Below are 12,889 nucleotides of genomic sequence, written 5' to 3'. Positions count from 1 at the left end.
TTGGGCCAGCCATGGCCTTTGCCCAGCAAGAACAGGCGCAGGCCGCCACGCAGGTGACGGTCGACCTCTCGGAGCTCGACCGCGGCAACTGCAAGGAACCGTTGGCACAGACAGACGACAGACGATGGCTCTTGGCAGCAGGCGCCACGGCAGCAGGCGCGGGAACCGCCGGCCTCGGTCTGCACATCAAACGCAGCCAGAAACGAAACACGGACAGGCCGCACTAAATTAGCTAAGGAGACCCCATGGCATCGAAGAACCTTTTGCCCGTCGTCGCACTCTGCGGCGCGCTCGCAACCGGAACGCCTGTCGCCGCTTGGGCGACTCCCGTCATGGCAGACTCCTTACCAGCAGCCCTAAGCTCCGCACCAAATCCGTCGAGCGCCATTGCGTGCAAGCGTTTTTCGTTCGCACAGGCCGCAATCTCAACCTCGGGATGCCTTCGTCGTAATACGGACGGCTCGATAGTCGTGGATATCAATCGTTCGAACAAGGCAAACGGCTCCCAAGCGGGGTGCGCCGTCTGCACGTGGCGCTCGATTGCGCTCGATGCAGATGGCGATCCGTGCGATTTGGGGTTGCGCATCGATATCGCTTCGGTCGATGACTCGGCGAACGGAGCGAAGGTCGCCTTCGACGGTGCGTTTTTCGAGAAAGGAGGCGGTATATGTCTGGGCTGCACCGCCGCGAATGCAGACGATGTGCAGCCCACCCTCTCATTCACGGCATCGCTGCGGCTGACCAAGGCGGGCACCGATGCCATCGCGGCGGGAGAAGCATCCCTGCTGTTCTACGCCGCCAGTACCGAAGACACAGACATTCATTTCGAGAAGCCGGCCGGATCGCTCAGCCTTACGCGCGGGACGGAGGCAGGCCCTATTGCGATCGATACCCACACGCTAGGCAGGCAACGCATTCTTGCCGACCCGGCGCTTCTCGAGATGGAGTGGAACGGATCCGGAGCCGTCGGGATTGTCCCCTCCGCGCTTGACGCCAAGACGCTCCCCTCAAACGACGAACCCATCAACGCAACCATACAAGAAGAGAGCACGGACAAAGAAGCAGGTGCGGGCGACACGCCGTCGCCGACAAACAGCGTCCCAGCTTCTTTCGAAGCACCGAATGAGCCCGCTACCGGTCCAAACGATCCCGAGCTCGCGGACAGTCTGGGGCTTACTGATCCTCAGGAGATCGATGAAGGTAACTGCTGCGTGCTTGCCGCCCTCGACCACACAGAGGTCATCGATGCTGCAAACATCGAAGTTGCCGCCGCCAATCAGCCCGTCCGCAAGTCGGCCATCATCGCATTTCCCGAATCCATCGAAGTCGTCTATTTGCCATCGGGCGAGGTCGTGGCCCCAACGCTGCTCACCTTGTTGGGCGCCAAGAATACTCGAAACGAAATTAAAAAGGTCACGGTTGTCGACCCTGCAACCACCGCTAAACTGCGTCTATACGCCGTTGCCCCAGACGGAGGCAAGACCTTGGAATTCGATGGCGACACACTTCTAGCCTGGCGACGTCTGGACATTATGCAAGACGTCTCGTATCAGATCGAACTCGAAGGGTTTGATCGTGCCCGCGATGCCAATATCATCGCCGCGGCTATTGAATCCCCGCAGCGGCTTATGACACTGCGCTTTGACTACTACCCCTATGTCCCGACAACCACCTGAGGCTTAAATGCTGCGCATCATTCCTAATACCACTTATATAACGTATTAGATGAGTCGCGATGTGCCTCGCATTTCGTTCTGCTACGATTGCCACGTTGGCATCAATACAGGAGGGCTCATGCCGGGCTTGGGAACAATCATCAACGTTGCGCTTTTAGTTGCGGGCGGTCTTTTGGGATTAGCGGGCGGCCGCTTCATTACACCGCGCATCCAAGACACGCTCATGAAAGCATCGGGGCTGTGCGTCCTGTTTATCGGCCTGGGCGGCACCATGCAAAAGATGCTCATCATCGATGGAAAGGCGCTAGCGACCACCGGTACCACCATGCTCATCGTCTCATTTGCGCTCGGTTCGCTCATCGGCGAGGCCATCAACTTGGAGGCCTCCATCGAGAACCTTGGCGAATGGCTCAAGCGCAAGACTGGCAGTGAGGGCGATAACGAGTTCACCAACGCTTTTGTCTCGACTTCACTCACCGTGTGCATCGGCGCCATGGCCATTGTGGGATCGATCCAGGACGGCCTGCTCGGCGACTGGTCAACGCTTGCCCTCAAGGGCGCACTGGACTGCATCATCGTCTGCACCATGACGGCCTCGCTTGGCCGCGGCTGCATCTTCTCCGCCCTGCCCGTCGCCGTGTTCCAGGGGACGATCACGTTGTTTGCCGGCGCGCTCTCCCCCATCATGACCACAGCAGCCCTCAACAGCCTTTCGCTCGTAGGCTCCATGCTCATCTTCTGCGTCGGCGTCAACCTCATCCGTCCTCAGACCTTCCGCACGGCCAATATGCTTCCCTCCGTCGTCATCGCCGTCATATACGCCCTCCTGTTCTAAATCTATCAACGCAGCGGTATCTCGAACATCTGTTTGATGCTGTGCTATGATATGAGGTCACCGTAGCTGCGTTCGAGAGGAGGAGCGGTGGCCGACCAGGACATCAAGATGCTCATCGAGCGCATTATGGCCGAGGCCCGGACCCATCAGTCCGCCCGCTTCTCAAACGAAACCTACGCAGACGAGCCGATTCTCAAAACCGGGCGACAGATGCAGAATTTCCTCCCCGACCAGTACCGTAAAATGCGCGAGATATCGCGCTGGCAGGATGACCCCAAGGGCGGTGCGGGCCGCTGGCTTTCGGAAGCCGAGCTTTTTTACCGCCAGGGCCTGCTGATGGCCGGCTTTGAGGACGACTGTCCCTACAACGGCACCTTTAAGTCGTACTTTCCCACCTACAACGCCATGAGCGACCGGCAACTGCGCGGCTACTTTACCTGGCGTGCCCAAGTGCGCCGCGGAACCGTCGAGGAAACGTCTACGTCCTTTGCCTTTCTGTATCTCTATGAGCTGATCTGCGGCATTGGCGTAGATAATCCACTCGATGGTTTTAACAAGATCAAGGCTTTTTGGGATGTCTATCGCGCCTTCGAGCCCGGCATCGACCGGTTTGCGCGCGTGTGGCTGCAAGATTACGCCGTGTTCCACGGGCTCGACCCCAAGCTGCTTCGCGACTCTAAAACCGTCATGTTCGATAACGCCCTTATCGAACTGCGGCGCGCGGCACGAGACCTTGTACCGGCACCGTCCGGCCAGACCCCTAAGCGTCGCAAAACCTCCGAGCCCACGCTCCCCCTTCCGCCCGATGAGGTGCGCGAGGAGCGACTCATGGCCGCCATCAACGCCCTCTCCACGTACAACCTAAGTAGCTCGCGGCTCGACCGCAGCCACCACCGCGATCTGCGCCACGTGGCGTGCGCCATGTATGTCCGCATGGCGCGCTACTATGACACGCACCGAAAGACCGGCATCGTGGCAAGTTTATTTGGGGAGGAGACGGCAATGCCTTACACCATGTTTGCCTCGGCCGTATTCTTTGCGCCCGAGCGCCACGAGGACTGCGAATACCGTCTGGACCCCATCCATATCTACCGTTGCCAAAACGGTTTTTGGGAATGCATGCGGATTCACGGCAGCAGACAAAAGAGCAGCAAACTTGGCGAGATGATGCGCGCCTGCGACCAACGCCTGCGCCTGGCCCTGGACCCCGCCCATCCCCTGAAGGAAGAAAAGGTCCCCAAATATCTGGCCAAGATTATCGATGACGAGATTGTGGCATGGCTTTCGTGGGACGCCGCACACCAGCCCGTCAAGATCGATATCGATTTGAGCCAGCTGGGGCACATTCGGAGTGCTGCCGCACAAACGCGCGAAGCGCTTTTGATCGACGAGGAACGCGAGGACGGCGCGTCCGCAGAAGCCGAGGCAGCGGACTCAGGGCAACCGGAAGCCGAGCCCGTAGCCGACGCGATGGTCGAGGCGGTCGCGGCGGTCGCAGGGCAGGACGAGTCCGACGAGCCAACCATATCCACCGAACAGTTTGGTGTCGTGGCACCGCTTCTCGCGCCGACGCCCGCGTTCGCAGCTGCTACGCCCGCTGACGCCACAAACGAACTCGCGCCCGCCGCAGACGCCTATCTTCGAGCACTACTCGAGCAAAACGCAGCGCAGACGGCATCGGCGGTGGCGCAGTCGGGCAAGAGTGAGGACATGCTTGTCGATACCATCAACGACGCGCTCTTTGACCTGGTGGGTGACACCGTAATTGAATTTGGCGCGGCAGGGCCGCAGATTATCGAGGACTACGAAGCAGACGTGAGAGGATACCTAGACCATGAGTGATACCGCATCCGCAGCACCTCGCGTGCCCAAGCGCGTCGCTGCCGTCATTCTCAACTCGCTCAAGGGCGGCGTGGTCCCGCGCATCGGCCTTCCTTACATCACCGTAGGGCGCGAGGTCGAGATCCGCGCCCTGCTCACCGATCTGAGTCTCATCGCCGACGGTGGCGCGAGCTTCCGCTTTCTGGTCGGTCGTTACGGCGCCGGCAAGAGCTTTTTGCTCCAGACTATCCGCACGCACGCCATGGGCGAGGGATTCGTCGTCGCTGATGCCGACCTGTCGCCCGAGCGCCGCCTGCAGGGCGGTCAGGGACAGGGTCTTGCCACCTACCGCGAGCTCATCCGCAATATATCGACCAAGACGCGCCCCGAGGGCGGTGCGCTCAACCTTATTCTGGATCGCTGGGTCGCCTCGTGTGCCGACGTCGACGAGTCGGTCGTCAATGCCCAACTGGCCCCGCTCGAGGAGATGGTCCACGGCTTCGACTTCACCCGCATGCTCCGCCGCTATCGCATGGCCGCATCCGGGGGCGACGAAGAGACCATGAGCCGCGTGACCAAATGGATTCGCGGCGAATACCGCACCAAGAGCGAGGCACGCGCCGAGCTGGGCTCCTCGACCATCATCAGCGATGACGACTGGTACGACTACGTCAAACTCATCGCGCGTTTTTTGGTTTGCAGTGGCTACAAGGGCATGCTGGTGCTCATCGACGAGCTCGTGAATCTGTATAAGATTCCCAATGCCATCACGCGCCAGTACAACTACGAGAAGATCCTGACCATGTACAACGACACACTTCAGGGCAAGGCACAGTACCTGGGCATGATCATGGGCGGCACGCCAACCTCCATCGAAGACCGCCGCCGCGGCGTGTTCTCCTACGAGGCTCTGCGCAGCCGACTCGCTCAGGGTCGCTTTGCGCGCGAGGACCTTAAGGACATGCTCGCACCCATCATCCGCCTGCAGCCACTCACCTACGAGGAGCTGCTGGTGCTCATCGAAAAACTCATGCAGATCCATGCCGGCTACTTTGGCTGGACGCCCACGCTTGCCGAGAACGACTTGGTGGACTTCCTCAAGATCGAGTTCGGTCGCGTGGGAGCCGACACGCATCTGACGCCGCGTGAAGTCATTCGTGACTTTATCGAGCTGCTCGACATCCTATGCCAAAACCCCGACGCCAACGTGGCCGAGCTGCTGCAAAGCGTCGGCGGCGACGCGCTGGCGCCGGCAGCCGCAACAGGCGACACCGATACCGCAGGCGGCGACCGTAACTTCGCCGAATTCACCATCTAACCTGCCAAAAAGGGACAGGTTTATTTTGGCAGGCTCTATCTGGGCAAACGTTGAAGCAGTAATGCAGCAAGCCACTGCCCGCCGCGTTGAGAGATTCGCTTTTGAAAGGAGGCCCCGTGAACGCCTTTGACCGCTACGCCCCGTTTATCCAAGACTTCATCTACTCCCACGATTGGGAGAGCCTACGCTCCATCCAGGTTGCAGCAGCTGATGCCATCTTTAACACGCAAGATAATGTGCTCCTGACGGCATCCACGGCTTCCGGCAAAACCGAGGCAGCCTTCTTTCCCATCCTGACCGAGTTTTGGGAGAACCCGCCCGCAAGCGTGGGCGCCCTCTACATTGGCCCCCTCAAGGCGCTCATCAACGACCAATTCGTCCGCCTCAACGACCTGTGCGAAGAAGCCGATATCCCCGTCTGGCACTGGCATGGCGATGTCTCGCAATCACACAAGGCCAAACTCATCAAAAAACCGAGCGGCATCCTACAGATTACGCCCGAGTCGCTCGAGGCGCTCCTGATCCATAAGCACATGGCGATCCCGCGCATGTTTTGCGACCTGCGCTATGTGGTTATCGACGAAGTCCATTCGCTCATGCGCGGCGACCGCGGCGGGCAGACGCTCTGTCTTATCGAGCGCCTCTCGCGCATGGCCGGCGTGCAGCCCCGCCGCATTGGCCTTTCGGCCACCATCGGCGACCCCGAGCGCACGGGCGCCTTTCTCTCGCAGGGAACGGGGCGCGACTGCGTTATCCCCCGCTTTGAGGAACCGCGCCGCGTGTGGCGCATCTCCATGGAGCACTTCTACAACTCGGGTCCCCAGGCACAGCAGCGGGGATTCGAGAGCACGGGTCCTCAAGAGGCCGAAGTGCTTGCGTGCGAGCGTATCGAGGCGGCGGCATCCGCGGCACTGCCCGCCGGCGTCCAAGACATGCGTCACAGCGGACAGCTCACACAAAAGGAGCGCCGTCAACGTCGTGAGCGGGCACGGAGCAAGGCCGCTCCCAAAGACCGTCGCACTTCCTCGGCCCCCGAGGGCGAAGTCGACATCCCACGTGCGACCGAGCAGGCGCTTCTCAACCCCACCGACACGGCACCCGACAACGTCGACCCCGGTATGGGCTATATCTTTGAGCATACGCGCGGCCGCAAGTGCCTGGTCTTTGCCAACTCGCGCGAGGAGGCAGAGGCCGTGTGCTCCATGCTGCGCAGCTACTGCGAGAGCCGGCACGAGCCCGACCGTTTTCTCATCCATCACGGCAATCTTTCGGCATCGCTACGCGAGACGGCCGAGGAGCTCATGCGCGACGAGGAGCAGACGCAGACAACCGTCACCACCTCTACGTTGGAGCTCGGTATCGATATCGGCCGCCTGGAGCGCGCCTTCCAGATTGACGCGCCGTTTACCGTTAGCTCCTTTTTGCAGCGCATGGGGCGCACGGGCCGTCGCGATCTTCCGCCCGAGATGTGGTTTGTCATGCGCGAGGAAGAGCCCGAGCCGCGCACGATGATGCCCGAAACCATTCCCTGGAAGCTCCTGCAGGGTATCGCGCTCGTACAACTCTATCGCGAGGAAAAGTGGGTCGAGCCACCCGAGCTCGATCGTCTCCCCTACAGCCTGCTCTATCACCAGACTATGTCGACCCTCGCCAGCACCGGCGAGCTCGCGCCGGCCGAACTTGCCCAGCGCGTGCTCACGCTCAGCTATTTCCACCGTGTCTCGGCAGACGATTACCGCGTGCTGCTACGTCACCTCATTAAGATCGACCATATCCAGGTCACCGAAGGTGGCGGGCTCATCGTGGGTCTCGCGGGCGAGCGCATCATCAACAACTTTAAGTTCTACGCCGTGTTCCAGGAAAACGAGGAGTTTACCGTCCGGAGCGAATCGGCCGAGCTGGGCACGATCGTTAATCCGCCCCCGCCCGGTGAGCGCATCGCCATCGCCGGACACTGCTGGATTGTCGAGGAAGTGGACTGGAAGCGCCACACTGTCTTTGCCACGCAGGTCAAGGGCCGGGTGCCGGCCTACTTTGGCGACTGCCCCGGCGACATTAACACGCATGTGCTCGAGCGCATGCGCAAGGCGCTCAACGAGCACGCGACATATCCGTACCTTATGGGTAACGCACGGGCCCGCTTGGCGCAGGCTCGTCATACGACCGAGATTTCGGGGGCGGGAACCAAGCCGCTCATTAACCTGGGCGGCGATACCTGGGTGCTCTTCCCCTGGCTGGGCAGCTACGCCTTTTTGGCGCTCGAGCGCATGCTCAAGATTAAATGTGCCGCGGAGCTGGGCCTTCGCGGGCTCGATCCGTCACGCCCGTACTTTATGCAGTTTAAGATGAAGGCCGATGAGGAGACGTTCTTTGAGGTGCTCGCCGCCGAGGCCGAGAAGGACTTCGATCCCATCGAGCTCGTCTATCCTGGCGAGGTGCCTTACTTTGACCGCTATGACGAGTTTGTTCCCGAAGAGCTCGTGCGCAAGGGCTTTGCCGAAGGCGTGCTCGACATCGAGGGTATGAAGCAGCGCGTTCTCGGCTGGCGCGACCACGCCTAAGACCAGTCTTTTTTGGGACGGGGAGACTTACTTGTCGTGAAGGACGGTGCCGAGGAAGTCGGTGTCGAAGGGCACGGCTTCGGCAAAGGCGTAGTCGCCGTCGCTGGCGATGAGCAGGTAGTTCTCCTCGCCGCCGAACTCCGTATCGCCACAAGGCGCCACCCAAGCGCGGTTGAACACCTCAAGTGCCGTGGCAACGCAATCGCGCAGGAACGTCACATCGCTCCCCTCGTTTGCGCTCACGATATTGGCAACGTAGATACCCCCGGGGTTCAGGCTGCCCCGCACCAGGCGCAGCGCCTCAACGGTCGCCAGCTCGCGCACGGGCTCGGCACCGCCAAAGCAATCGCTCACGACCACGTCGTAGCGACGATGGCCCACGATCGTCACACCCAGATACGAGCGAGCCTCGGCGGTAATCACCCGCAGGCGGTCACCCACCGCGCGCTCCAGCTCGTCCAGGTAGAACCAACGGCGCGCCAGGCGCGTAATCTCGGCATCGTACTCAATGACGTCCATGCGCAAACTCTCGTGCGACATCAGCGCAAACTTTGGATAGGCAAACCCGCCGCCGCCCAGCATGAGCATACGGTCGATACCATGCCCGTAAGCATCACGCATTGCGTCCTCGGCCTCAAACACATCGTCAAATGCACGATAGTACGCAAAGACTGGCTCCGCCCAACGATCGCCAACATAGCTCGCGCTTTGGTAGACGCCGCCCTGTACGAGCACGCGGACCTCGTCACCGCTCTCGTCGTGCACACGCTTCACACGTGCCAACCCGTTGCGGGTACGTGCGACCTGCAAACAGGCAGCACGAACAGCGACGGCGGCCGCACCAAGCGCCGCGGCTCCCAGGGCAACGCCGGCAACAACGCCAGCGGAAACACTCGGCTTGTTCATCTAGAGCTCCTTTTGCAGATAGAGACCATGGTCATAAAATCCAAGATGGCGATAGTACTCGCGTGTGCCAATCGCGCTAATCACGTTGATACGCGCATAACCCGCATCCCGGGCAATCTCGCATGCACGCTCTACGAGCAAACGCCCCAACCCGTGATGCTGCGCCGCCTGTCCCTGGTCGCCCACGCGTGCCGCCATGCCATACACGTGCACCTCGCGAATCATCGCCTCGTCCGGCGTCGTCGGCAACTCGTCCGCATGCGCGGCAACAAATGCGCGATCGGGCAGCGACAGCCGCAAAAAGCCCGCAATCTTGCCCTGCGGCGTCACCCACTGCAAAAAGCGCTCGTGCGTCACCGGCGTCTCGTACGTCACTTCTTCGTCAAGGGTCAACTCGCCCAGGTCGGCACCCGCCGTGCTGATCTCGCGATAGCGAACCTCACGCACCGTCGCACCGTCACCCCGAGCAGCCAGGCGGTTCTCAACGAGCTGACGCAGGTTGGGCTTCTTGTTGCCCACCATAATGTCGTCGGAGCTAAAGTCGCGAATCATGCGGCTAATGCGGCAGAACGCCGGCGTCACCACGATATCGTCGGCCAACACATCGAGCAGCTCTTCCTCGGTATAGGGGCGCCACTCGCCACGCTCGTAACAGCCCACCAGGCGCGAACCCTCGATGAGCGCACACGGGTAGACCTTGACCTCGTCGGGCATAAAGGCGCCCTCGGTCATAAAGCGCTCGTAGTCGCGCTTGTCACCCTCGGGCGTGGCGCCCAGCAAATTGAGCATAAAATGCGCATGGATCTTAAAGCCAAACAGGCGCGCAAGCGAAAACGCGCGCTCGATCTGCGCCACCGAAATGCGACGCTCGTTGATATCGAGCAGATGCTGGTCGAGGCTCTGGATGCCCATCTGAATCTTGGTACAGCCCAGACGACGGATGAGCGTGAGCGCCTGCGGTGTTACAGCATCGGGACGCGTTTCGATAACGAGCCCCACCACGCGATGCTTCGCCGTCTCGTTGATGCGTTGCTGCCGCTCAAGCTCTTCCATCGTCGCCGTCTGCCACTCGGCGACCTCGCCCCACGGCGTGCCGGGGCCGTACAGACAACGCACTGCGCGGTTATAGCCGCCCACAGCAGCATCCACACGCCCCTGCTCGTCGGCAACGCCGGCAGCAAGCTCGACCTCGTCGGTCGTAATGCCCGCTGCCCGATAGCGCTCGCGACGCTCCGCCACCACCGGCGGCAGGGCATCGGCGGGAGCGTCATCGAGCAGGCGCCCCGCCTCGGCACGGCTGATGCCCGGACGCGCCAACATGGGGTTTGCCGCCACGCCGGCGACGGCATCGTCATTGAGCGCACGGAAGAGCTCCGACATAAACCATGCCTGATACCCTTGCGAATAGTCGCTCCAGGTACCGCCAAGGACGATGAGCTCAATCTTGTCGGTCGCATGACCCATCTGCGAAAGCGCCGTCAGACGAGCGCTCACCTGCAGATACGGATCGAAGCAGTTTTGCTCCGCACGGGCGCACGCCGGCTCGGCATGAAGATAGCTTTTGGGCATGCGCAGGTCGTTGGGGCAAAACAGGCAATCGCCCGAGCACGGCCAGGGCTTGGTGATGACGGTAATGGTCGCCACGCCCGAGGCCGTTCGGCGCGGCTTCATACGCAGCACCTGCAGCAGTTGACGTTCCAGATCGGCATCGACATTCCACCCAGCCCAACGAGCCGGTTCCTCACGTTTAACCCGCTGGTAAAACGGCAGCAGTCGGCGCTTGGCCAGGTCGCGTTTGTCGGCACCCTCACGGCGCGCCTCGGCATGTATCAGTTTGACGAGCGCCCTGTCGTCCACGGTCTCGCCGCGGCGCAGGGCCTCGAGTATGTTCAAGATAATCTGTTCCATGCCCCCATTGTAAAGGCAAAGGCGCCAGAGCCAGTCACGGCTCCGGCGCCTCCATCAAACAGCGCGGCTACGTTTGCGGGTCTCCGAAAACCACCCATCACTCCGAATCAAACGACATGTCGCCCGAACCGACCTCAAAACGATACGTGGCAGACTTATCACCGTTGTCGAATTCAAGATTCAAAATGGTCTCGCCGTCGTAGCCAAGCGGAAGGAAATCGCTCTCGAAGTCGCCGCTGCCCAAGGTGAGGCTCGCCTTAAAACCCGTAGAGTTCGGAACCGTCATCTCCACGTCGCCCGAGCCCACGCTCACGTCCATAGACTTCGCGGGCGCCTGGTAGAGCTCGAACGTCATGTCGCCCGAACCGACCTCGGCATTCAGGGTGTCGGTCACGGTGCCCGTAAACTCAACGTCTCCCGAATTCAACGTTATATCCAGATCATGGCACGCAATGTCCGCGACCGCCAGGTCGCCCGACCCTACACTCGCCGTAATGCTCACCAGGTTATCCGCAACATCTCGCGGCAGCTCAATGGTAATTGTGCGGTCAATCGCGCGCTTATCATCGTAGTCGAACTGACTAATCTTGAGCGTAGAGCCCTTGACCTCAGCAAGGTTCCGGGTAGCCGCATCAGAGGCAGACGTCCCCTTCGCAACGCGGCCGCTTTCGATAACGCGCACCGGGCCGCCGGAGACGTGTTTGACCTCGACCGTCCCCGACGTCACATCCAAGTCGAGCGATTGGAACGCGTCTTCGTCAAAAGTCGTGCTCGAAAGCTGCTGAGGCCGAGCGGAATAGTTACCGCCATCCAAAAGATCGTCCTCGTCAAACATATCGTCCATACCAGACAAGCCAGGTACAACATCGTCGAGATCCCACGGACCATCAAAATGAATCAAAGTCCGCGAAATACCAAAGACAAGTCCGATGATGAGCACGAACGCTCCGATGCCAATGCCCAAGCGCCTCTTAGACTCATGCGAGAGCTTCATCATTCATCGCCCTCTTTGGTAATCGGCTCAGCGGTGGTCGCGGTAGCCATGTCAGCGCCAACCGCTGTGGAAACGTCCTCCCCCTTAGTCCTAGCGACCGCCGGTGCCGAACCAACCTGAATATCCCCGCGCGCCCAATCACCATCGAGTGCACGCGCCACCCAGTGATAGATGGGAATCGTGAAGAAGATCAGCGCGGCAAAGGGGCCGGCACCAAACAGGAACATCAGCAAAAAGAACAGTAGCCAACACACGGCCCAATACGGGAACGACTGGAACGGGCCCTTCACCGGAGTCGAGCCAACCGCACCGCCACTCGTCGCCTGCGCCGTAGCGGCATTGGCGGCCTGCGCACTCCAGCTTGCCGCTTGCGCCGCCTTGGCCGCAGCATCACTCGCCTGCGTTGCCGCCTCGGTAGCGCGCGCCGCCGCCTCATGGGTGCGAGCACGCTCTGCCGCCTCGGCCTCGCGCTGACGGGCGCGGTCCTCGTTCTCAAACTCGATATCGTCCTCAATCTCGTCGCTCGGATTGAGCAGCTCGTCCAGGCTCACACCATAGAGCTTGGCGAGCGAGATCAGGTTCTCGGTATCAGGCGAGCTCTCCGCACGCTCCCATTTACTGACCGCCTGGCGCGACAGCCCCAGCTTTCGCGCCAGCCCTTCTTGGCTAAAGCCTTTGCTGCGGCGAAGGTCGGCAAGCCGCTGTGCAGTTTCTACATTCATGGTTCCTCCTATGTGATGCCAGCCGTGCCGCCGGACCGTTTTTGTTCTTAAGGCGCCTTGCACAGTTAAAAATCTATCCGCCACCGCCAAAAGCATGCCACCTATTCTAGTGAGATTTTTGACAACCGGCGGTTGCGGGCACATATGA

At 60.8% G+C, this 12,889-nt stretch carries 10 protein-coding genes; 6 read left to right on the top strand and 4 right to left on the bottom strand.

Annotation, left to right across the window (positions count from 1 at the left end):
• Positions 1-11 precede the first annotated feature (11 nt).
• The 6 genes from DW796_RS02865 (at position 12) to DW796_RS02840 (ending at position 8,211) form a co-directional block, all read left to right on the top strand.
• The gene (locus DW796_RS02865) at positions 12-227 is read left to right on the top strand and encodes a hypothetical protein (protein ID WP_147325188.1); all 216 of its coding nucleotides are present in this window, start codon (positions 12-14) and stop codon (positions 225-227) included.
• Positions 228-245: 18 nt separating this feature from the next.
• Positions 246-1,676: a hypothetical protein gene (locus DW796_RS02860; protein ID WP_147351008.1), complete on the top strand. Its 1,431-nt coding sequence runs from the start codon at positions 246-248 to the stop codon at positions 1,674-1,676.
• A gap of 118 nt (positions 1,677-1,794) precedes the next feature.
• Complete coding sequence (locus tag DW796_RS02855) at positions 1,795-2,511, top strand: DUF554 domain-containing protein (protein WP_187361837.1); 717 nt, start codon at positions 1,795-1,797, stop codon at positions 2,509-2,511.
• Positions 2,512-2,598: 87 nt separating this feature from the next.
• On the top strand, positions 2,599-4,353 hold the full coding sequence (locus tag DW796_RS02850) for a TerB N-terminal domain-containing protein (protein WP_233539644.1): 1,755 nt from the start codon (positions 2,599-2,601) through the stop codon (positions 4,351-4,353).
• Entirely contained in the window at positions 4,346-5,650 is a 1,305-nt protein-coding gene (locus DW796_RS02845; protein WP_118094222.1) for an ATP-binding protein, read from the top strand. Before DW796_RS02850 ends, DW796_RS02845 begins: the two co-directional genes overlap by 8 nt.
• A 116-nt stretch (positions 5,651-5,766) precedes the next feature.
• Positions 5,767-8,211 carry a DEAD/DEAH box helicase gene (locus tag DW796_RS02840; protein WP_118094221.1) on the top strand — a complete coding sequence of 815 codons (2,445 nt, stop codon included), beginning with the start codon at positions 5,767-5,769 and terminating at the stop codon, positions 8,209-8,211.
• A gap of 27 nt (positions 8,212-8,238) precedes the next feature.
• Here the strand turns inward: DW796_RS02840 and DW796_RS02835 are convergent, their stop codons facing one another.
• From DW796_RS02835 to DW796_RS02820, 4 genes are all read right to left on the bottom strand, one after another.
• Entirely contained in the window at positions 8,239-9,117 is an 879-nt protein-coding gene (locus DW796_RS02835) for a spermidine synthase (RefSeq protein WP_118094220.1), read from the bottom strand.
• Positions 9,118-11,025, bottom strand: coding sequence for an elongator complex protein 3 (locus tag DW796_RS02830; protein ID WP_117757677.1), 1,908 nt, complete (start codon positions 11,023-11,025; stop codon positions 9,118-9,120).
• A gap of 97 nt (positions 11,026-11,122) precedes the next feature.
• The gene (locus tag DW796_RS02825; protein WP_118094219.1) at positions 11,123-12,022 is read right to left on the bottom strand and encodes a DUF4097 family beta strand repeat-containing protein; all 900 of its coding nucleotides are present in this window, start codon (positions 12,020-12,022) and stop codon (positions 11,123-11,125) included.
• Positions 12,019-12,741, bottom strand: coding sequence for a helix-turn-helix domain-containing protein (locus DW796_RS02820; RefSeq protein ID WP_118094218.1), 723 nt, complete (start codon positions 12,739-12,741; stop codon positions 12,019-12,021). The genes DW796_RS02825 and DW796_RS02820 overlap by 4 nt, the downstream gene beginning before the upstream one ends.
• Between the last annotated feature and the right edge of the window lie 148 nt (positions 12,742-12,889).

The sequence above is a fragment of the Collinsella sp. AM31-2AC genome, from assembly GCF_003469285.1.
Taxonomy (GTDB): domain Bacteria; phylum Actinomycetota; class Coriobacteriia; order Coriobacteriales; family Coriobacteriaceae; genus Collinsella; species Collinsella aerofaciens_AT.
The sequence above is the reverse complement of the archived record's forward strand: the minus strand, read 5'-3'. Positions and strand labels throughout refer to the sequence as shown.